Origin of the sequence: Streptomyces sp. CB01635 (genome assembly GCF_002803065.1) — a bacterium.
In the GTDB taxonomy this organism is placed as follows: Bacteria; Actinomycetota; Actinomycetes; order Streptomycetales; family Streptomycetaceae; genus Streptomyces.
In genome coordinates this window covers 85428-106331 of sequence record NZ_NNBL01000024.1, presented here as the reverse complement: position 1 = coordinate 106331, position 20904 = coordinate 85428, and the positions used below count along the sequence as shown (strand labels likewise).

At 69.0% G+C, this 20904-nt stretch carries 15 protein-coding genes and 2 pseudogenes; 8 read left to right on the top strand and 9 right to left on the bottom strand.

The window, feature by feature from the left end:
• Positions 1-142: 142 nt before the first annotated feature.
• From CG723_RS36675 to argH, 7 genes are all read right to left on the bottom strand, one after another.
• Positions 143-1501, bottom strand: coding sequence for an MmgE/PrpD family protein (locus tag CG723_RS36675; RefSeq protein WP_100597857.1), 1359 nt, complete (start codon positions 1499-1501; stop codon positions 143-145).
• A complete protein-coding gene (locus CG723_RS36670; RefSeq protein WP_100597856.1) occupies positions 1498-2394 on the bottom strand; it encodes a polysaccharide deacetylase family protein in 897 nt (298 codons plus the stop codon). Before CG723_RS36670 ends, CG723_RS36675 begins: the two co-directional genes overlap by 4 nt.
• The gene (locus CG723_RS36665) at positions 2391-3263 is read right to left on the bottom strand and encodes a polysaccharide deacetylase family protein (RefSeq protein WP_100597855.1); all 873 of its coding nucleotides are present in this window, start codon (positions 3261-3263) and stop codon (positions 2391-2393) included. Before CG723_RS36665 ends, CG723_RS36670 begins: the two co-directional genes overlap by 4 nt.
• Before the next feature lie 3 nt (positions 3264-3266).
• Entirely contained in the window at positions 3267-4139 is an 873-nt protein-coding gene (locus CG723_RS36660; protein ID WP_100597854.1) for an ABC transporter substrate-binding protein, read from the bottom strand.
• Between the two features lie 23 nt (positions 4140-4162).
• Complete coding sequence (locus CG723_RS36655) at positions 4163-4945, bottom strand: amino acid ABC transporter ATP-binding protein (RefSeq protein WP_100597853.1); 783 nt, start codon at positions 4943-4945, stop codon at positions 4163-4165.
• Entirely contained in the window at positions 4945-5859 is a 915-nt protein-coding gene (locus tag CG723_RS36650) for an amino acid ABC transporter permease (protein WP_100597852.1), read from the bottom strand. The genes CG723_RS36655 and CG723_RS36650 overlap by 1 nt, the downstream gene beginning before the upstream one ends.
• Positions 5860-5941: 82 nt before the next feature.
• Positions 5942-7375 (bottom strand): argininosuccinate lyase, encoded by a 1434-nt coding sequence (gene argH, locus CG723_RS36645; RefSeq protein ID WP_100597851.1) that lies wholly within the window; start codon positions 7373-7375, stop codon positions 5942-5944.
• A 264-nt stretch (positions 7376-7639) separates the two neighbouring features.
• On the opposite strand from argH, the gene CG723_RS36640 reads away from it, so the two are divergent.
• Both CG723_RS36640 and CG723_RS36630 read left to right on the top strand, forming a co-directional pair.
• Complete coding sequence (locus CG723_RS36640; protein ID WP_100597850.1) at positions 7640-8296, top strand: GntR family transcriptional regulator; 657 nt, start codon at positions 7640-7642, stop codon at positions 8294-8296.
• 542 nt (positions 8297-8838) lie between these two features.
• Entirely contained in the window at positions 8839-11049 is a 2211-nt protein-coding gene (locus tag CG723_RS36630) for a sulfatase-like hydrolase/transferase (RefSeq protein ID WP_100597848.1), read from the top strand.
• 61 nt (positions 11050-11110) lie between these two features.
• Here the strand turns inward: CG723_RS36630 and CG723_RS46555 are convergent, their stop codons facing one another.
• Positions 11111-11248, bottom strand: coding sequence for a hypothetical protein (locus CG723_RS46555; RefSeq protein ID WP_159032623.1), 138 nt, complete (start codon positions 11246-11248; stop codon positions 11111-11113).
• A gap of 488 nt (positions 11249-11736) precedes the next feature.
• Here CG723_RS46555 and CG723_RS36625 point away from each other — a divergent pair, with 488 nt between their 5' ends.
• The 5 genes and pseudogenes from CG723_RS36625 (at position 11737) to CG723_RS48190 (ending at position 16174) form a co-directional block, all read left to right on the top strand.
• Entirely contained in the window at positions 11737-12381 is a 645-nt protein-coding gene (locus CG723_RS36625; protein WP_100597847.1) for a LysE family translocator, read from the top strand.
• An 81-nt stretch (positions 12382-12462) separates the two neighbouring features.
• Positions 12463-12967 (top strand): annotated as a pseudogene (locus tag CG723_RS36620) (integrase core domain-containing protein); the annotation flags it as partial.
• Positions 12968-13349: 382 nt separating this feature from the next.
• Positions 13350-14690 carry a hypothetical protein gene (locus CG723_RS36615; protein WP_100597846.1) on the top strand — a complete coding sequence of 447 codons (1341 nt, stop codon included), beginning with the start codon at positions 13350-13352 and terminating at the stop codon, positions 14688-14690.
• 138 nt (positions 14691-14828) lie between these two features.
• Entirely contained in the window at positions 14829-15383 is a 555-nt protein-coding gene (locus CG723_RS36610) for an NUDIX hydrolase (protein WP_159032622.1), read from the top strand.
• Positions 15346-16174 (top strand): annotated as a pseudogene (locus tag CG723_RS48190) (integrase core domain-containing protein). The gene CG723_RS36610 and the pseudogene CG723_RS48190 overlap by 38 nt, the downstream one beginning before the upstream one ends.
• Positions 16175-16326: 152 nt before the next feature.
• On the opposite strand, the gene CG723_RS36600 reads toward CG723_RS48190, so the two are convergent.
• Complete coding sequence (locus CG723_RS36600) at positions 16327-17358, bottom strand: glycoside hydrolase family 5 protein (RefSeq protein WP_100597844.1); 1032 nt, start codon at positions 17356-17358, stop codon at positions 16327-16329.
• A gap of 601 nt (positions 17359-17959) precedes the next feature.
• Here CG723_RS36600 and CG723_RS36595 point away from each other — a divergent pair.
• Complete coding sequence (locus tag CG723_RS36595) at positions 17960-20818, top strand: family 43 glycosylhydrolase (protein ID WP_100597843.1); 2859 nt, start codon at positions 17960-17962, stop codon at positions 20816-20818.
• Positions 20819-20904 lie beyond the last annotated feature (86 nt).

The window sequence follows — 20904 nt, the reverse complement described above, 5'->3', positions numbered from 1 at the left end:
AATTGCCCTACCGGGTGGACAAGGCCCCGTTCCGCCCCGATTCGACCATCGCGTGGAGCAGTCGACACACTCCTGGACCCCGACAAGACCGACTCCGACTCAGCGGCACCCGCAACCCGAGCCGCGCCCTGATTCGCGCGCCTTACGCGCCTGCCAACAGCCCTGCGAGCTCGCGCACATCGCCCGTCGCGGCCATGCCGAACGCGGCGTCCTCCAGCACCCGTGTCCGTTCCGGTGCGAGGACCCGCCCGGCCAGTGCACGGAACTTCTCGCGGACGACTGGCTCGGTGAGCGGGTTCCCCGGCGAGCCGCTGGCCTGGGTGATCCGTCGCGCCCAGCATCGCCCGGCGGTACCGGTCACGGTGACGACCGGTTCCTCGGTGGCCGGCATCTCCTCGTCGACCTCGAGTGCGATCCGCTCCATGGCGGCGCGCAGCTCAGACCCGGTCCTATGCTCCTGCGCGTACGCGTCGAGTCCCGCATGCCCATGGGCGAGTACGGCGGCCACCGCGTAGGGAAGGCTCAGCTGCGCCGCGGCCAGCGTCGCGGTCGACCGGCCCCCGCACATGCCGTGAAGGAACGGGCTGAGGCGCACGTGGACGGAGGCTATGTCGGCCGCGTCCAGCCGCTGCTCGGCCATGATCGCGAGCAGCGCGTCGACGGACGAGTGGGTGCCGCGGCACGAGGCGTATGGCTTGAGAGAACTGCGCATGATCTTCCAGTTGCGGCCCAACTCCTTGGTTAGCGCAGCCGGTTCGGCCTCCTGGCCGGCGTAAGTGGTGAGCAGACCGCCCCAGGTGTCGTCGAGCAGCGTCGAAGGGCCCGTCATCCCGGCGGCCGCGAGGCGTGCCGCGAGCAGACCGCTCTCGGCGGCGCGGCCCGCGTGCAGGCGTTTGGCCATGGCTCCGTCGTGGACGAAGGCCCACAGTCCCGCGCTGCCGCTGGAGGCCAGGCCGAGGGCCGCCTGCGTCTCTCGGGCGGGGAGGCCGAGGACGTGTGCCGCGGCGGCTGCCGCACCGAAGGGACCGCAGGTTCCGGTGGAGTGCCAGCCTGCCCCGTTGTGCGCCTCGTAGCCGCCGAGTGCTTCGAGCATCCGGCGGCCCACGTCGTAGCCGAGGACGATCGCGGTGAGCAGGCGGGCGCCGCTCACCGGGGAGGTACTGGCGTCGGCAGCCGCGAGCGCGGCGGGTACGACGACCGCGCCCGAGTGGTCGCAGCCGCCGGTGTCGTCGACTTCGTAGGCGTGGCTGGAGATGCCGTTCACCAGAGCGGCCGCTCTGGGGGTGAGCCGCTCTCCCGTCCCCCACACCGGGCAGTCGCCCCGCTCGTCGCCGAGCACCGACAGCGCGATCCGGGTCTCCTCGCTGTGCGCCCCGGCGAGCCCGGCGCCCAGCGTGTCCAGGAGGTGAACGGTCGCCTTGCGCATGACGGCGTCCGGCAGATCGTCGTACGTGGTGTCGGCAATCAGGTCCGCGAGATGGTCCAACGACGCGGCGGTCATGCGGCGCCCTCCCGGTCCGCCGTCAGCCGTGCGAACAGGTCGGCGGGGTGTCCTGGGTCGTTGGCCGGGTGCTGCGCCCGCCACCGGTCGGCGATCTGCGATCCGGTGGCGAGCCAGACGTCCGGGTGGCCTTGGATGTGGGTGATGAGCTCCCGGACGAGTCCGATCCTGCCCGGCGTGCCCGTCACCTCGGGGTGCAGGCGCAGCACGTAGCAGAGCCCGAAGCGGTGGTACGCGGTGAACTCCTGGGTCCAGTTGCCGAGGACGTGTGCGTACGACGCGATGCGCGACTGCCCCGTCGGGAAGGGCGGTTCGAGGTTGAAGAAGAAGTACTGGTGATCCTCGAGTTCGTACTGGACCGGGATCTCGACGACACCGTGCGTGCCGGGGTGGAGGTAGGGCAGGTCGTCGCCGGGTGACGACGAGGACCAGTCGATGCCGAATCCGGTGAGCCGACTGCCGAGACCCGGCTTCCACTCCCCCGCCGGGGTGCGGAATCCGCGCACATTCGAGCCGGTCACCTGGCGCAGCCGGTCGGCTCCGTCGCGGGCGGCGCGGGTCTGTTCGTCGAGCGTCAGGTCCTGGAAGTCCTCGTGCGTATCGCCGTGACAGGCGAGTTCGTGCCCGGCCGCGGCGATGCGTCGCACTGCCTCTGGGTGCCTCTCGGCGTTGCGTCCCGGCACGAACCACGTGGCGGGGACGACGAGTTCGGCAAAGAGGCCGAGCAGCCGGTCGATGCCGCGGTCGGTTCCGTACCTGCCGACGGACAGGGTCTTGCCCCGGTCCGCAGTGGCGGGCGAGCCGCTGAGGATGGCGAGATCGGCGTCGTGGTCGACGCTGATCATGACGGCGGCGCGGGCGCCGTTCGGCCAACGGCCTCGGATCTCCTTCATGCGGCCGCCACCTGCGCTCCCTGCCCGCTCTCGATCCACCAGTCGGCCACGTCGTCACAGCGCGCGAACCAGACGTCGTCGTGTGCCCGCATGTGGGCGATCAGTTCCTCCAGGATCAGCAGCCGGCCCGGCCTGCCCGAGACCTTCGGGTGGAAGAGAGTGGTCAGGCAGAGCCCTTCGGCGCGGTATCCGTCGAACTCGCGCTTCCAGTTGTCGAGCGCCAACGCGTAACTGGCGATCCGGTCCTGGCCGCTGGGGTAGTCGGGGTTGCGGTGGTAGGCGAGGAAGGCATAGTCGTCGAGGTCCCAGCGCGCCGGGATCTCCACCAGGTCGGTGGTGACGCCGTCGACGGTGTGCCGGTAGGGGCGGTCGTCGCCGCGCATCGAGCTCGAATAGCGGAACCCGTGGTCGCGCAGGATGCGCGGAGTCTCGGGGTGCCAGTCGCCGGACGGGGAGCGGAAGCCGGTGGCCTCGGTGCCCAGGACGTCGCGGAACACGCGCTGGCTGCGGGTGATGACGTCCGCCTGCTCGTCGGCCGTCAGGTCGTAGTAGCACTCGTGGCGGTAGCCGTGGTGGGCGACCTCGTGACCGCGCTCGACGATCTGACGGCAAGCCTGCGGCCAGTGCTCCACCACCCAGGCGGGGGTGAAGAACGTGGCGGGGACACCGCCGTCGTCGAGGAGGTCGAGCAGGCGGGGCAGCGCCCGGTGCGGGCCGTAGCCGCCCAGGGCGAAGTAGCCGGGCCGGTCCCACAGGGAACCGTCGAGCATGGCTCCGCCTGTGGGGCCGTCCAGGTCGAAGGCGAGGGCGACCGCGCTGCGGCGCCCGTGCGGCCAGCGCGGCGGGCGCGGGTCTGCGGGGGTGTGCATGAGTCAGCCCTCAACTCCGTTGAACTTCGGCACGGTTGATCCGTAGGACAGGCCGGCCTTCTTGAGGATGCGCTGGTACGTTCCGTCGGCCCGCAGCTTGCGCAGCCCCTTCATCACCAGCGCCGCCATGGGTCTGTCGTCCTTCTTGACCACGGCGGCGAACGGTTTCGCGGGCATCGGCTCGAGGACCGCGCGGAACCGGCCGGGTTCGGTGCGGTCGAAGAAGGCCAAGTTCTCGCCGCCCTGGATGGCGACGTCCGCGCGCTTCTGCTCCAGTTGGAGGCGGGCTGCGGCGCCGGAGTCGGTCGGCAGGATCTGCACGGCCGGCTTCCCCTTGCCGGTGCAGTACTTCTTGTTGAAGGCGAGGGCCTGACCGTAGTAGTCGGTGGTCTTGCTGACGGCCAGCTTGCGGCCGCACACGTCTGCGGCGGTACGGAAGTCGCCGGCCCGCGAGGGCAGGGTGTAGAGGCGGCCGACCGTGTCGAAGTAGTCGACGAAGTCCACGGTCTCCTGACGCTCCACCGTGTCGGAGATACCGGACATCACCAGGTCGACGCGGGAGGTCGCGACCGAGTTCATCAGCTGGTCGAAGCGCTGCTCCACGAACGTGACCTTGAGGCCGAGTTCGTCGCCGAGCGCCCGGGCCAGGTCGACGTCGACGCCCACCAGGCGGTTGGTCTTCCCGTCGCGGTACTCCATGGGCGGGAAGTCGGGCGACAGGCCGACCTTGAGCTCCTTGCCGTCGACGACGGAGGGCGGGAGGCCGCCCTGGCCGCCGGCGGATGCGGGCAGGGTGGTGCTGACGCAGCCGGTCAGGGCGGCCGTCGCACCGAGGCAGACGGCGACGGACACGAGCGCGCGGATCGGACGGGACATGACTTCTCCTGCCGACGTGCGGCTCACAGGACGCGCGCCAGGAACGACTGGGTGCGCGGGTGCTGAGGGTTCCCGAGGATCTCGGACGGCGGGCCGATCTCCAGGACCTTGCCGCCGTCCATGAACGCCACCCGGTCTGCGACCTCGCGGGCGAAGGCGATCTCATGGGTGACGACCATCATCGTCAGGCCGCTGCGCGCCAAGTCCTTCATGACGTCGAGGACTTCACCGACCAGCTCGGGGTCGAGCGCGGAGGTCGGCTCGTCGAAGAGCATCAGGTCGGGTTGCATGGCGAGGGCGCGCGCGATGGCGACCCGCTGCTGCTGCCCGCCGGAGAGCTGGCGCGGGTAGGCGTCCGACTTGTCCTTGAGCCCGACCTTGCCGAGCAGGGCGACGGCGCGTTCGCGGGCGGCCTCGCGGGCCACCCGCTTGACGCCGACGGGCGCCGCCATCACGTTCTCCAGGGCTGTCATGTGCGGGAAGAGGTTGAACCGCTGGAAGACCATGCCGATGCGCCGGCGCTGCCGGGCGATGGCCCGCTCGTTCAGCCCGTGCAGCTTGTTGCCCTGCTGCCGGTAGCCGATGGCTTCGTCACCGACCCAGATCCGCCCCGAGTTGACCTGCTCGAGATGGTTGATGCAGCGCAGGAAGGTGCTCTTGCCCGAGCCGGACGGGCCGAGCAGGCACACCACCTCGCCCTGGTGCACCTCGAGGTCGATGCCCCTGAGGACCTGGAGGTCGCCGTAGCTCTTGTGCACCGACTCGGCCCGCACCAGGGCGCGTTCGTTGGTCGTGGTGACGCTCATCACGAGACCGCCTTCTTCTGGTTCAGGCCCGTGCGCAGCCGCTGCAGAGGCGTCGCGGGCAGCGCGCGACTGCTGCTGCCCTTGGCGAAGTGCCGTTCCAGGTAGTACTGGACGACCGAGAGGACCGAGACCGCAGCCAGATACCACACGGCACACACGATCAACAGTTCCATGATCCGGTTGTTGACGAAGTAGATGTGCTGCGCCTCCGAGAGGATCTCGCTGACACCGATGGCCGAGGCGAGCGAGGTCGTCTTGAGCATGCCGATGGTCTCATTGCCGATCGGCGGCAGGATCACCCGCATCGCCTGCGGCAGCACGATCTGTCCCAGGGTGCGCAGGCGTGACATGCCGAGCGCCTGGGCCGCCTCGGTCTGCCCCTCGTCGATGGAGAGCATGCCGGCTCGCACCACTTCGGAGGTGTACGCGCCCTGGTTGAGGCCGAGACCGATGGCGGCGGCGACGAACGGGGTGACCAGGTCGACGGTGCGGGCGCCGCCGATGCCGGGCAGGGACACGTAGGGGAAGAGAAGCCCGATGTTGAACCAGGCGAGCAGCTGCAGATAGACCGGGGTGCCTCGGAACACCCATACGTACAGCCAGCCGACGCCGGAGGTGACCGGGTTTCGGGAAAGGCGCATCACCGCGGCGAGCACGCCGAGAACGATGCCGATGACCATGCCGACGACCGTGAGGACGAGGCTGATGAGGAGCCCCTTGAGGAGCACGCCCATCGTGAAGTACTCCTTGACGACGCCCCAGTCGATCGCCGCGTGGGCGAGGGCGTAGCCCAGCCAGCACAGAAAGGCCACGACCGCGAGGGCGCCGATCCACCGGCCGTAGTGGGTGCGCGGCACCGCGACGAGTTCGCTCGTGTCCACGGTTTCGGAGCCCGCCGCTACTGCTTCGGACATGGCCTGGCTCTCTTCTCCGGGTGTCCCGGTGTCGGTGGGCAAACAGGAGGGAAAGGCGTGGGAGGCACGGACCGGCCTGTGCTCATGTGCGGGGGCCCGCGTACTCGGCGGCCCACGCGCGCTGCTCGGCGACGAGTGCCACCAACTCCCCGATCTGCTCGTCGACTCGGACGGGCGCGGTGCCGCCCTGTCCGCTGCGCGCGGCAAGGGCCGCTTCCACGGAGAGGACGGAGCGCACCTCGGGCGTGAGCCGGGCGTCGACGCCCGCGTAGTCCTCGTCGCTCAGCTCCTCCAGGTCGACCCCGCGCTCCTCACAGAGCCGCACGACGGCCCCGGTGATCTCGTGGGCCTCGCTGAACGGGACGCCGCGCCGCGCCAGCCAGTCCGCGATCTCGGTGGCGAGGGTGAATCCGGCGGTGGCCTGCGCGCGCAGCTCCTTCTCGTCGACGACGAAGGTGCGGACGAGCCCGGACATCGCGGGCAGCACCATGAGCAGCGTCTCCACCGTGTCGAAGGCGGCGCGCTTGTCCTCGGCAAGATCCCGGTTGTAGGCGAGCGGAAGGCCCTTGAGCGCACCGAGGACCCCCGTCAGATTGCCGGTGAGACGGCCCGCCTTGCCGCGGGCCAACTCGGCGATGTCCGGGTTCTTCTTCTGCGGCATGATCGACGAGCCGGTGGCGAAGCGGTCGTCGAGCGCGATCCAGCGGAACTGGCGGCTGGCCCAGAGGCAGATCTCCTCGGCGAGCCGGGACACGTCGACGGCGAGCATGGAGCCGACGAAGAGGAACTCGGCGACGTGGTCCCGACTGGCCACCGCGTCGATGGAGTTGGCGCAGGTGCGCTCGTATCCCAGCTCGCGCGCGGAGTGCTCCGGGGTCAGGGCGATGGCCGATCCGGCGAGAGCCGCGGCGCCCAGCGGGGACCGCGCGCTGCGCCGGTCCCAGTCACGCAGCCGATCGATGTCACGGCCCAACGCATGGGCATGCGCCAGGAGTTGATGCCCGAAGGTGATCGGCTGGGCGGGCTGCAGGTGCGTGAAGCCGGGGGCCGGGGTCGCGCGGTGCCGCCGGGTCTGGGCCAGCAGGGCGTCCGTCAGGTCCACCGTGGCCTCGGCGAGCCTGCGCACCTGGTCGCGCAGGTAGAGCCGCAGGTCGTTGGCAGCCTGGTCGTTGCGGGAGCGTCCGGCGCGCAGCTTGCCGCCGACCGCGCCGAGCCGCTCGCTGAGCACCCGCTCCAGGAACGTGTGGACGTCCTCGTCCTCAAGGTTCGGGTGGACCTCCCCGCGCCGGTACTCGCCGTCGAGTACGTCGATGGCGTCGAGCAGGGTCGCCAGCTCGGCGTCGTCCAGGAGACCGGCCCGGTGCAGCTCGCGGGCATGGGAGCGGGAGCCGGCGAGGTCGTAGGGCGCCATAGCAAAGTAGCTGGGATCGGAGCGGGACAGCGTTGTCAGTGCTTCATCCGGAGCGCTGCGGAAGCGCCCACCCCACAGGCGTGTGGTGGCAGCGGTATCGGTCATGAACGGGTCTCCCTGGTGTGAGGGGGGCGGCTCGACGGCCGTGGCCGGGAGGTTTCGATCACATGGAGAAGGAGCGGAAGGAGGTGGGCAGAACGAACCACCAGGCTTCGTCGGACTGCCCGCTTGTCGGACAATTTCAGCAAGCACCGTGATCGTCAAGAGCTCGGGGGGAATAGGGCTCTCCAACTCCCCCACTCCTATTGGCCAGTAGGCTGTCGTCCCAGATCGTCCGGCTGTCCGACCAAGACTCTGAGGAAGTGCGCCATGGCCCTAGGACCCATAGAGATCGATCGCTCCAGCACCGTGGACCGCGTGGCTCACGCACTGCGCGAGGAGATGTACCGGGGCACCCTCACGGGGGGCACCTCGCTGCGCGAGAGCAATGTCGCCGAGAGCCTCGGTGTCTCGCGCAGCACCGTGCGCGAGGCCCTGCAAATCCTCACCAGCGAGGGCCTGTTGGTACGACGGCCGAATCGCGGGGTCGAGGTACGGCAGCTCACCGAGGAGGAGATCGAGGACATCTTCAAGGCTCGGCGCGTCCTGGAGACGGCGGCGGCGCGCTCGGTGGTGCAGGCAACTCGCACCGACCTCATGACGCTCATCGCGGTCCAGCGCGACTTCGAAGAAGCCGTCGCCTCGTCGGCCGCTGCCAGCGTCGTCACGGAGGCGCATCTCGCCGTGCACGTGGCGATCGTCGGGCTCCTGGGCAGCCCTCGCCTGACAGCGACGGCCCGCGATCTCATGTCGGAGATCAAGCTGGCGGTGGCCACCACAGACCGCACCAGCGACGATCTGCCCGCACAGGTCGAACAGCACCGGGCGATCGTGGAGCTGCTCCGTCAGGCGAAAGGCGAGGAGGCGGCCCAGCTCCTGGAAGCCCATCTCGCACACGCCAAGGCGTTCATGCCAACGGTTGGTTGACCTCGTACCCTGCGCCTGCCGAGAATGCCGTCCGTGCAGCTCAGGGTCTGTGCGGTGATACGGCAGCATGAGCACTCGTGTTGCTTCGTCTCACCTCCCTGAGCGTCACCAACCTGTTCGGCGCACTGCGGTTGCTGCCGATGAGCGACCGCGACAAGGACGCGGAGATTCTCGCTCTGCGCCACCAGCTCACCGTCCTTGAGCGGCAGCTCGGTACGGACCGGGTGAGACTCGCACCGCAGGACCCGGCGTTGCTTGCCGCTCTGCTAGTGCCGCTACCCCGTCAGGTCCTACGCCGGTTACGGCTACTGGTACGACCCGACACCATGCTGCGATGGCACCGCGATCTGATGAAGCGGCGCCATGCCCGCACGTGCCGGCCGAAGAGGCCAGGCCAACCGCCCACGGGGTGCGGCGCAGCAGGCCTGGGTGCCCCCACTGGCCACACTCGGTGACGCCATGAGGTCTTCATGCTCTCGCAATGGCCTTGCCCTCCACACTTCCCCCAGGATCTTCGACATAGCCGTCCGAAGGAGTCCCTGGTGTCAAGTCGCCGTCAGTTTCTTGCCGGATCAGCCGCCGCACTCGGTCTGAGTGCACTGCCGTCCGCCCCCGCGTCGGCAGACGGTCGCGCGCGCCCGCGTCGGCCGAACATCGTGGTGGTCCTGGCCGACGATCTCGGCTACGGCGACCTCGGCGCGTACGGACAGCAGCTCATCCACACGCCCCGGCTCGACGCACTCGCAGCCGAGGGCCTGCGCTTCACCCAGGCCTACTCGGCAGCCGCCGTGTGCGCACCGTCCCGTGCCTCGTTGCTGACCGGCCTCCACGGCGGCCATGCGCCCGTGCGCGAGAACCCCTTCGACGGCCCGCAGGACCCGATCGGTGACGGCGACACGACCTTCGCCGAAGTACTGCAGGCACGCGGCTACCGCACCGCGTGCATCGGCAAGTGGGGTTACGGTCCTGAGGAGGCCGACCAGCCGAGTCATCCCAACTCCCGTGGTTTCGAGGAGTTCTACGGGTACATCACGCACGGTCACGCCCATGAGTACTTCCCGACGTACCTCTGGCACAACGGCGAGCGGGTCCAGTTCCCCGAGAACACCGACGGCAAGAAGGGCACGTACGCGATCGATCTGATCCAGGAACGCGCCAACGCGTTCATCACCGAGCACGCACACGAGCCGTTCCTCCTGTACCTCACGCCGAACGTGCCGCACGGGCCCAGCGACATCCCGGACGTGAGCGAGTACGACAACCAGCCGTGGAATGCCGCGAACAAGGGCCACGCCGCCCAGGTCACCCGGCTCGACACCCTCGTCGGCTCGGTCGTGGACACCCTGCGCGCGCTCGGCATCGACAAGGACACGCTGGTCCTGGCCGCGAGCGACAACGGCCCGCACGAGGAGGGCGGCGTCAACCCCGACCTCTTCGACGCCAACGGCCCGCTCACGGGCTACAAGCGCAACCTCTTCGAGGGCGGAGTGCGGGTTCCGCTGATCGCCTGGCAGCCCGGCACCATCAGCCCGGACACCACCGACCGGCCGACCCCGCTGATCGACCTGCTTCCCACCTTCGCCGACCTCGGCGGCGCCCCCGCACCACGCGATATCGACGGCCTGTCCGCCGCCTCGCTGCTCACCGCCCGTCCGCGCAGCGCCCCGCTGCACGGACACCTCTACTGGTACCGCAACGACCCCGGCTCGACCTCTCGGGCCAACGCAGTCGACAAGGGCCGAATCCTCAAACTGGCCGAGGCGGTCCGCCGCGACGACTGGAAGGGCATCCGCTTCGCCCCGGGCCGTGATCGTGAAGCCCCGGACGATCAGTGGCAGTTCGAGCTGTACAACCTGGCCGCCGACCCGGGCGAGACCACCGACCTGGCCGCCGCTCACCCGAAGGTGGTGAGGGAACTGACCACACTGCTGAGGGCGTCGTGGGCGGACACGTACGAGCGCGAGCGCTTCGGCGTACGCGTCGAGGCGCCGGAACTCGTCTTCCCCGGGCAGAAGTTCACGGTCACAGCAACCCTGGGCAACGCCTCCGGCCGGGCATGGACCAACGCCGCCGTGCGCCTCGGCGCACCGGAGGGCTGGCGGCTGCGCCCCCTGACGGCGCGCGACGCCCGCCGCCTCACGCCCGGTTCGGCGCTGGAAACCCGTTGGGAAGTGACCACGCCCGCCGGCCTCACCTCCGCCGGCACCTGGGCGCTGCGCGCCGAAGGTACGGCCCGGTACGGCCGCGACACGGTCCGCTACGCGTCCGCCCGTCCGGTGGCCACTCCTCCGCCCGCACCGGCCCAGGACGCCTACCTGAGCGATCTGACCTGGCTCTCGGCCACCAACGGCTGGGGCCCGGTCGAGCTCGACACCAGCAACGGCAAGAAGCCGGCCGGCGACGGGACTCCGATCGCCTTCGACGGCACGACGTACGCCAAGGGCCTGGGCGTCCATGCCCCCTCGGAGATCGTCTACTTCCTCGGCGCCAACGCCGCCCGCTTCACCTCGGTCGTCGGCATCGACGACTTCTCGGCGCTGCAGAACGCCCGGGGAGGGGTCGTCGCCGAGGTGTGGGGCGACGGCACCAGGCTGTTCGACAGCGGCCCGCTCACGGCGGCGGGTGGCCCGCGCCCGGTCGATGTGGACGTAACGGGCGTACAGCTGTTGCGTCTTGTGGTGCGAGACGCCAACAGCGACGGCTCGTACGACCACACCTCCTGGGCCGCCGCCCATGTGCAAGTCCGCGACTGAGCGAGCTCCGGGCCGCATCCGAACGCCAATGGGTGTAGCTCGTTCTGAGAGAGGTGGCTGATCAGTCCGGCCAGTCCAGCTGCGGCTCAGGGTTTCCGATGGAGCGTCCGTAGACCTGTGCTTCCCGGCGTCCTTCGGCTTGGTGGCGCGGGTGTCGGAAGACCTTGCCGGAGAAGATCACGAATGCCTCGGCTGCCATGTTGTAGTTGACGTACCCGCCCGCAGACGTCGTTTCTGAGCCGAACCGATCCGTTCGCGGGAACGTACAGTGCCGGCGGAGGGCCCACAATCGCGCGATGGGAGGATGACTGCGTTGTAAGGGCGGCCATGATCCGGAGCGGAAGCGCCCAGGTCACTCCGGCTGTAGTGGCAGCCCAGGTGAACGGCGCATCTCGACTGCGCCGAGCCGCCATTGCCCGTGGTTGACCGCATGAAGTGGCACAGCTATGGCACGCGCTCCCGCTGATCGGCCAGTTCTCGCGAACCACGTAGGGAGAACTGAGACGGGGCTGTCGGCTGTCGTCGGCGGGCTAGGAAAGGGGTCGCGGGTGCATGAAAGATGCCGAGCGGCAAGGCCGTATTCTGCAGCAGGCGAGGCAGGCGCCGCAGATGCGTTGTTGCCGTCCGTTGCAGCCAGGTGACCCCAATCCGTATCGGGTACCCGACGAACAACCAGGAGGTTGACCGGTGATCACTCTGACCGCAGTCGGAGGAGTGGCCCTGGTCGAACTGGGCATGGCCCTGACTCCGGGACCGAACATGATCCACCTCGCCTCCCGCGCGATCACCCAAGGCCGCAGGGCGGGCCTGGTTAGCCTCGGTGGGACCGCCGTGGGATTCGTGTGCTACCTGCTGGCCGCGGCTGCGGGCCTGTCCGCGCTGTTCGCCGCCGTACCGGTGGCGTTCACGGTGGTCAAGCTTGCCGGGGCCGTTTACCTGGCCTACCTCGCCTGGGGCATGCTCAAGCCCGGCGGCCGCTCGCCCTTCGCCCCGGCCCAGGACCTGCCTCCGGTCTCCGACGCCCGCCTGTTCTCGATGGGGCTGCTGACCAACCTACTTAACCCCAAGATCGCTCTTATGTATGCCGCCCTGCTGCCCCAGTTCCTGGACCCGCAGGCAGGTCCGGCCTGGGGGCAACTGCTCCAGCTCGGTGGTGTGCAGATCATCGTGGGGATCTCCGTGAACGCTCTGATCATGCTGGGCGCAGCACGGGTGTCGGGTTTTCTGGCAGCCCGGCCCCGCGCCATGACCGTCCAGCGGTTCACGGCAGGCGGCCTGCTCGGCACCTTCGCGCTGCGCACCGCCCTGTCCCGCACTCCTGTCTCCACCTGAGCCAGGCCCGCCCGCGGGTCTGTGACACCAGTCCTGCTGTGAGCGCCGATACAGGAACGTTGACGGCACCCGTGGATGCAGCGCCAGTACATCCTCGCCGTCATCGAACACGCCACGCGCCGCATCCTCGGCACCACTGCCCACCCCACCACGGCCTGGGTGACCCAGACGGCCCGGAACCTGGCCATGGACCTGACGGACGCCAACGCCACCCTCACCTACCTGATCCGAGACCGGGACGCAAAGTACCCCGCCCTCTTCGACAGATCCTGGCTGACGCCGGCATTCAGGTCGTGCGAACCGGCGTACGAATACCGCACATGAACGCGATCATGGAACGCTGGGTCCAAACCTGCCGCCACGAACTACTTGACCACACCTCATCTGGAACGAACAACATCTGCGCCACACGCTCCGCCAGTTCGAACTCCACTACAACCTCCACCGTCCCCACCAAGCGATGCATCAGGCAGCACCCTTACGCGCTGTCCCCGAACCGCTCACCCCTGCACAGATCTCCCACCTCGACGTACGACAAAGAGACCGCCTCGGCGGAGTCCTCCACGAATACCAGCATGCCGCTTGAACAGCACGGATAGAGTTTTCGGCAGGCGCAGAGTCGCGGCGCGGTCACCCGATGCCAGGTCGGACCGAGTGAGCGCGAACGAGCCAGGTTGCACCGCGCATCCTCGACAAGCTCGACGCCAGAGCTGCGCCGGACGCTTCCTGGCTGTGGCCGATCACTGCCGTCCTGTACCGATCTCGCACCGAACCCCGTCTACAGGGAAGCGGCCGATTGCCTTAAGGTCCCTGCCATGCGCGTGGTGGTGACGCGCTCATCGGTCAGGGCGGACAGCGCTGAATCCGGCGGATGTGCCGCACAACGCACCGGTGGGGAACGGGGAGAACACCGTGGCATTGGTCGCCATGGCCTTCAACTGAACGACAGCACAGGGGGTTTGGAGCACATGACTACCGTTCTGAGCACGGAATGGGACAGCGTACGGCAGCGCGCCAGGCTGAGTTCCCAGGCCGCCGGAACCGGAGTGCCACTGGAGCGGCCGACGGCGCTGGAGCGCGCGGAGCTGCTCGGGCGGCTGCGCTGGGAGGTCATTCAAGGCGGCTCGCTGTTCCTCGTGTACCCACAACTCCTCGACGGCGCCGTCTTTGCCGGTCTGCGGCCCGCCGAGCTCCTGGACGAACTGACGATCCGCGCGATCGACGGGGGTGCGGCGCTACCACTGCGGGTGAACGCCCGCGGCGCGGACCTGGCAGGTCAGTTGATCGCGATGCTTTCGACAGGTTTCGTCTTCTCTTCTCTTCCGGTTCCGGACGATCAGTGTCTGCGCCTCCAGCAGGAGTTGAGCGCGCGAGCGGACCACCGGGCAGCAGCCGAACTCCTCATGGCGGAGGGGCCGGCCGGCGCGGCGGACCGGTTACTGGCGGCGACGGGCGTGCTCGACGCGCCGCTGCGGCGACGCACGGTCGCCCGATGGCGGGACTGGCTGGAAGCAGCCGAGCGCGGACTCCTGCAAGTCAGCTCCTTGGTGCCAGCCGACTACCCCGCCGCGTACGCCCTGTGTCCCCCGCCGCGTCCGGAGGCGCTGGCCAGCGACTCGGGGAGGGCAGCGCTGGCCTCATGGATCGGCGGGGAGTACGACAGGAACGGCCTGCCCAATCGCAGCCTCCTGTACGAGAGCCTCGACCCCCTCCTGTATTCGGGAGACGGAGCGGAACGCGCGGACGCACAGTTGCTGCGGGAGTCCTTCGACGAGACGTACTACCGGGCCATCGCGGTGAGTGAGGGCTGCGCACTTGGCCTCGCATCGCCCCGGCGCGGTCTCCGGCGGCGCGAGGCCGCAGTGCTGCCCGCGTCGACTCGCGTCGTGCTCTTTCCGACCCGGTTCGAGCTGCGGCTCGGTCTGATGACGGCCGCAGCGTGGCAGCGCTACACGGACGACGTGGCCGACGCCCTCACCAGCTGGTGGCAACACCGGGACCTGACCGCGCTGCAGGACGTGGGGGACCTGCTTGCGGCCCGTACGAAGGAGCCGGCATCAGGCGGCGAGGACGAGGTCTCAGTGACACGGCTGCAGCAGCTCGTCCGGCAGGCGAGCGGCGTCACCGCGCAGGTCGTGGCGGGCGGCGGGATGAGCGCGGCGACCGGGGTTCTGGGCGGCGGGACGCCCGGGGCGTTCGCCGCCGGCGCGGGCGGCGCACTGGCCCCCATGCTCGTGGCGGCGGTCACGGCCGGGGTGAACCACCTGAGCTCGTTCCGCGGGCGGTACGACGTGATAGAGCTGCCTTGACCTGCGGGGGCAGCCTCATGGCCGTCTTAGATGGCTGGGCTCCCAAGTGTCAGCCCTGTAGCTCCGTTACGTCTCCCGGGTATGTGTCCCTGATACTTGTCCCTGATACGTGCCCCTTATCAACACCGGAGGTTTCCCGTGGACGCCGAGACACCTCGTGCACAGTCCCGGAGGGCCTACGTCGACTCCGACGGCGGCCGATGGTGCGAGGTCCACCTCGATACCTACCGGTCTTCCTCCGGCGTGGAGACCGTCCTGCACCGAGTCCGCATCGGCGGCGGTCGGACGGGAGTGGTGGTGCTGGCCCGCCGCGGTGACGACATCCTGCTGGTCCGGCAGTGGCGGCCGACGATCGGCCGGTGGGCCTGGGAACTGCCGCGGGGCTTCGGCGAGAGCGACCCGGTGTCGGACGCCCTGCGTGAACTGCACGAGGAGGCCGGATTGGCTGCCTCGACGGCAGCCGTCGTCGCATACCTGGACGTGGACTCCGGCCTGTTGGAGAGCGAGGTGGCCGTGGTCGAGGTCCAGGTTCCGAGCGACGCCCCGCTGCGCCCCGACGCAGCGTGCGACGGCGAGGTCGCCGCCGCGCGCTGGTGGAGTCCCTCGGAGATCGCCGAGTCGATCCGCATGGGATCGCTGCGGGACGGTTTCACACTTGCCGCGTTCGGGGCGTCGAGCGCCGCGGGGCGCTGAGTCGGGCGGTCCTGTCCGGAAGGCATCGAAGGCCTCGGCACCGGTGCGACCGGACGAGGTAAGGCCTTGGCGCCGACCGTTGGGCACCGCACGCCCTTCAGGCGGCCGGCGGTGGTCCAGATGCCGGCGCCTCCACGGCGAACTGCTAACCCTCGGCGTGAAGGTGGCTGCCTCCACCGTATGGGAGATCCTCAAGGAGCCCGGGATCAACCCAGCGCCCGAACGGAACTCCAGTACCTGGGCAGACTTCCTGCGCTCCCAGGCCGAGGCCGTGCTGGCGTACGACTTCTTCGAGACGGTCACCCTGTCCGGGGCGCGGATGTACGTGTTCGCGGTGATCGAGCACAGCACCCGACGGATCCGGATCCTGGGCGCGACTGCGCACCCAACCGCTCTCTAGGTGACGCAGGCCGCAAAGAACCTGGTCATGGACCTCGAAGACGCCAGATTCAAGGCCAAGTTCCTGATCCGAGACCGGGACGGCAAGTTCCGGCGTCCTCAGCGGCGTCCGGATGCCGCGGATGAACTCGGTCATGGAGAGGTGGGTGCAGACCTGCCGGCGCGAGCTGCTGGACCGCACGTTGATCTGAAATCAGCGGCATCTGCTCCACGCCTTGCGCGAGTTCGAACAGTCCTACAACTCCCATCGTCCTCATCAGGGCCTTGCGAACGCCCGCCCGCTACGTCCCCTGCCCGTGACGGTCGCCGATCCGGAGGAGCTCAATCGCCTCGACATACGAAGACGCGATCGCCTGGGCGGCATCCTCCACGAGTACCACCACGCCGCCTGACCTCGATGGATGAGGTTTCCGGCAAGCGCAGGGCTACCGCAGGGTGCACGGCGAACTCGCCACCCTCGGCATCCAAGTCGCCGCCTCCACCGTCTGGGGCGGCGCGGGGAGCGGGGCGGGCCGACGAGGCCCGCCCCGCTCGCACGCGACCCTCAGCCCCCGACCGCCTCGCCGCGCCCCCACGCCCAGGCGAGCCTGTCCGCACCCGACTGATTGGTGGTGGCCAGCCAGGGGCGGTCCTCGGTGCCGGTCAGGGTCTGCAGCGAGTACGTGTCGTCGCTGCGCAGGCCGGGCCAGTAGACGGAGCCCATCTTCAGCTCGCGGAAGGTGTCGGTGACGGCCTGGAGGTAGTTGACGAAGTTGCCGTCCGGGGTCGGCACGTTGTAGTCGAGGCCGGTGGTCATCGGGGAGCCGAACTCGTCCGCGACCGTCCGGCCGGCGCAGTCGCCGATGCGTTCCTTGAGGTCGGCGACCCACTGGTCGTAGGTGGCGTACGACTTCCAGAAACCATAGTGGTGCAGCGACAGATAGGTGCCGGCCAGGCGCGGGTCGGCGCAGACGGAGGTGACGTGGTCGTTGTAGCCGGCGCCGCTGACGAAGACCCGGTCGCGCGGGACGGAGGAGTAGGTGTCCAGCCACTTCGCGGCCAGGTCGGCCCACTCGGTCTCAGTGTAGCCGTGCGGCTCGTTCATGGGCTCGAAGTAGACCCGCGAGTCGTTCTTGTACGTGTCGACGACTCTGGTCCACATGGGCCAGTAGGTGGTGGTGTCGTCGATCAGGCCGTCCTTGCGCTCGCCCGTTCCCTCCCAGTAGGAAACGATCACCTTGAAGCCCTGGTCGGAGGCCGCGTCGATGACCCCCTGGTAGGAGTCCCAGTAACTGCCTTTCACCGTGTACGGGTTGATGGGAAGCCGGACGGTGTTGGCCCCGAGGTTGGCGCGGAAAGCCGAGATGATCCGCTTCGCCTTGCTGTACGTCTCGCGGTAGCTGTCGGTGGTCAACAAGCCGGAGAGCTGGAGCTCGTCGTCGGCGAAGTTGTCCCGGGGGTCGGCCCAGTTGACGCCCTTGAACTGGGTGGTGTCCGCTCGCGGGGCCGCGGTGGCGGGTCCGGCGGAGAGAGCGGCGACGCCGAGAGCGGCCGCCGCGACAGCCACGGCGGAGGAGATACGACGGGTTCGGGCCATGCGCACGGATATTCCCCTTCAGGAGAGAGCGACTCGGTGAACAGCGGTGCCGCATCGCCGGGTTGGGCGCGGGAAACGCGCATACACACGCTGGGACAGGCGTGGGCCGGGCATTGCGGCAGGCCCGGCCGCTGCCAATGTTTACGCAAACATCGCAGCGCCGGAATCGTCACATCCAGCCCTTCTGCCGTCAAGGTCTCGTGCAAGGGGGACCGTTGAGAACCGCTCGTTGCTCATGACGCGCGGGCGGCTTGGCGTAGGGCTGCTCGCCGGGGGACGGGACCGGGGGTTGGTCCGGCTCGCAGGGAAGGTGCGGGCACTCGTGTCAGAGGGGCGCCAACTCGGGCTGAACGGCGAGGAGATCATGGAGATGACCCGGGGCTGGCTGACCCCGTAGACCCACCGGAAGCCGTCCCTTATCGATGACATTCCACTGTTTGCCGTTCGGTATATCGATCAGCCTTCGAGTTTTCGGACCAATCCGTGTCCGGGACCTTGACCGGGCCCCTGAGGGCTTCTTCACTGGCCAACGCCGACACCACCGCCACCCCCACGAGCTCTGCCCCCACGGGCTCCCCCCGCACCCCGAGGACCAGTACGTATGCCCCGTAACGGAACATCCCGTCTGCCCGCTGCCAACCTGTCGCGGCGGCACCTTCTCGTCGCCGGAGCTCTCACTCTGGGGGCCGCGACGCTTGCCGCCCCGGCCCCCGCCCGTGCGGGGGACAAGAGCGCCGCCGCCTACGAGGGCTACCTCTTCGTCTACTTCACCGGTGAGGGCACCGCCGACGGCGAGCAGATCCGTTTCGCGCTCAGCCGCGGCAACGACCCGCTTCACTGGCGGGAGTTGAACGGCGGTGAGCCCGTGCTGACCTCCGCCCTCGGCGACAAGGGCGTACGCGATCCCTTCGTCATCCGGTCGCCCGAAGGGGACACGTTCTTTCTCATCGCCACCGACCTGAAGATCTACGGCGGGGCCGGCTGGGACTACGTCCAGCGGCACGGCTCCCGGTCGATCATGGTGTGGGAGTCGACGGACCTGGTGAACTGGTCCCAGGAGCGTTTGGTGCAGGTGTCTCCGGCGACGGCGGGCAACACCTGGGCGCCCGAGGCCTATTGGAGTGAGGAGGTCGGTGCGTACGTCGTCTTCTGGGCGTCGAAGCTGTACGCCGATGACGACACGGAGCACACCGGGGACACCTACAACCGGATGCTGTACGCGACGACCACGGACTTCGTGACGTTCAGCGAGGCCAAGGTGTGGAACGACCCCGGGTACTCGGTGATCGACTCGACGGTGATCGCGCACGACGGGACGTACTACCGGTTCACGAAGGACGAGCGGTCGGCGGAGCAGTCCTCGTGCGGGAAGTTCATCCTGGAGGAGAAAGCGACCGATCTGCTCGACACGGACTGGGACACGGTGTCCGAGTGCATCGGCAGCGGGGCCATGACGCAGGGCGAGGGGCCGCTCGTCTTCAAGTCCAACACGGAGGAGAAGTGGTACCTGTTCGTCGATGACTACACCGCGAGCGGCTACATGCCCTTCGAGTCGACGGACCTGGCCGGCGGGGTGTGGACCAAGTCGGCCGAGTACCGGCTGCCCTCGGCCCCTCGGCACGGCACCGTGCTGCCGGTGACGAAGGACGAGTTCGACCGGGTCAACGCCAAGTGGGGCGTCGCCCCTGTCCTGGCCGACGCGGACGGGCTCGTCGCCCACTGGCCGCTGGACACCAGCGCCGACGACACCTCCGGGCACGGCTGTCACGGCACCGCCACCGGGGACATCAGCTGGGCCGAGGGGGCTCTCGTACTCGGCGGCGCGAGCGGGCACATCAAGCTGCCCGACAACATGCTGTCCGGGGTGGACGCCGTCACCGTGGCCGCCGATGTGTGGGTGGACAGCGATCAGGCGACGCCCTACTTCCTCTACGGGTTCGGGAACACCGCCTCCGCCACCGGCTACGGCAACGGCTATCTCTTCGCGACCGGCGGCAGCACCAGCAGCGGGTTCCGGGCCGCCCTGTCCGACGGCAACTGGAGCAAGGAACAGGAGACGAACGCCAACAGCGGCCTGGGGCACGGGCGTTGGACCAACGTCACGTACACCGTCGACGGGGACACCGCTCTGCTGTACCTCGACGGCGTTGTCGTCGCGCGCAACACCGCGATCACCCTCATGCCCTCGGACATCGGCGGCGGTCGCACCACGGCCAACTACCTCGGCCGATCGCAGTACACCTCCGACCACACCCTCAAGGGGCGGCTGCGGGACGTCCGGCTGTACAACCGGGCCCTGTCGGACGACGAGATCGCCGCGCTGCCCGCCAACGCGACCCGCGTCCGCGGCGTGGAGGTGAAGGAGCTCAAGGTTCCCGCCGTCATCGAGGGGGAGGGCGCCACCGTCGTTCTGCCGGTCATGCCGGGGACTGACCGGCGGAGGCTGAGGCCCAAGTTCACGCTCGCGCCCGGTGCGCGGATCAGCCCGGCGAACGGGAAGCGGATGGATCTGCGCAAGCTGGTGACGTACACCGTCACCTCGGCGGCGGGCGCGCAGCGCGCGTGGAAGGTATCCGCGGTGGAGATGCGTACGCCGGTGCTGCCGGGGCTCTATGCCGATCCCAACATCGTCGCGTTCGGCGGGACGTACTACATCTACGCGACCACCGACGGGTTCGCCGGCTGGAGCGGCACTACCTTCAGCGTCTGGTCGTCGCAGAACCTTGTCGACTGGAAGGACGAGGGCGTCATCCTGGATCTCGGGAAGGATGTGGGCTGGGCGGATGCGCGCGCCTGGGCGCCCACCATCGCCGAGAAGGACGGGAAGTACTTCTTCTACTACTGTGCCGAGGCGAAGATCGGTGTCGCGACCTCCGACTCACCCACCGGGCCGTTCACGGACTCCGGCAAGGTCCTGATCGCGGCCAACCCGGACGGCGCCGGGCAGGCCATCGACCCGGCCGCCTTCACTGACGAGGACGGGCAAGCGTATCTGTACTGGGGTAACGGTTCGGCGTGGGTGGTCCCGCTCAATGACGACATGGTGTCCTTCGACTCGTCAAAGATGCAGCAGATCAAGGGACTTGAGGATTTCCGCGAGGGCACATTCGTCGTCCGGCGGGGGGACGTGTACCACCTGACATACTCGATCGACGACACCGGAAGCGAGAACTACCGCGTGGGATACGCCACTTCCGACTCCCCGAACGGGCCGTTCATCTACCGCGGTGTGGTCTTGGAGAAGGACCCGGCCCAGGGGATCCTCGGCACCGGGCACAACTCCCTGCTCCAGGTACCCGGGACCGACGACTGGTACATCGCCTACCACCGCTTCGCGATCCCCGACGGTGACGGCACGCGCCGTGAGACGACCATCGACAAGGTGACGTTCGGGGCGGACGGGCTGATGCGCCCCGTCACGCCCACGCTGGAAGGAGTGCGGCCGCAGCGTATCCCGTAAAGCCGGACCCGGCGCCCGCCTCGAGGGGACGGTCGCCGGGGTGTGGGCTCATGCCTGGTCGCAAGGGGTCACCTGAGGTGACCCCT

What these genes read in the sequence shown, in the direction of transcription:
- CG723_RS36615 (WP_100597846.1), top strand. Translation starts at nt 13,350, where the DNA reads ATGACTACCGTTCTGAGCACGGAATGGGACAGCGTACGGCAGCGCGCC.
- CG723_RS36675 (WP_100597857.1), bottom strand. Translation starts at nt 1,501, where the DNA reads ATGACCGCCGCGTCGTTGGACCATCTCGCGGACCTGATTGCCGACACC.
- CG723_RS36595 (WP_100597843.1), top strand. Translation starts at nt 17,960, where the DNA reads ATGCCCCGTAACGGAACATCCCGTCTGCCCGCTGCCAACCTGTCGCGG.
- CG723_RS36670 (WP_100597856.1), bottom strand. Translation starts at nt 2,394, where the DNA reads ATGAAGGAGATCCGAGGCCGTTGGCCGAACGGCGCCCGCGCCGCCGTC.
- CG723_RS46555 (WP_159032623.1), bottom strand. Translation starts at nt 11,248, where the DNA reads ATGGCAGCCGAGGCATTCGTGATCTTCTCCGGCAAGGTCTTCCGACAC.
- CG723_RS36650 (WP_100597852.1), bottom strand. Translation starts at nt 5,859, where the DNA reads ATGTCCGAAGCAGTAGCGGCGGGCTCCGAAACCGTGGACACGAGCGAA.
- CG723_RS36665 (WP_100597855.1), bottom strand. Translation starts at nt 3,263, where the DNA reads ATGCACACCCCCGCAGACCCGCGCCCGCCGCGCTGGCCGCACGGGCGC.
- CG723_RS36600 (WP_100597844.1), bottom strand. Translation starts at nt 17,358, where the DNA reads ATGGCCCGAACCCGTCGTATCTCCTCCGCCGTGGCTGTCGCGGCGGCC.
- CG723_RS36655 (WP_100597853.1), bottom strand. Translation starts at nt 4,945, where the DNA reads ATGAGCGTCACCACGACCAACGAACGCGCCCTGGTGCGGGCCGAGTCG.
- CG723_RS36640 (WP_100597850.1), top strand. Translation starts at nt 7,640, where the DNA reads ATGGCCCTAGGACCCATAGAGATCGATCGCTCCAGCACCGTGGACCGC.
- CG723_RS36660 (WP_100597854.1), bottom strand. Translation starts at nt 4,139, where the DNA reads ATGTCCCGTCCGATCCGCGCGCTCGTGTCCGTCGCCGTCTGCCTCGGT.
- argH (WP_100597851.1), bottom strand. Translation starts at nt 7,375, where the DNA reads ATGACCGATACCGCTGCCACCACACGCCTGTGGGGTGGGCGCTTCCGC.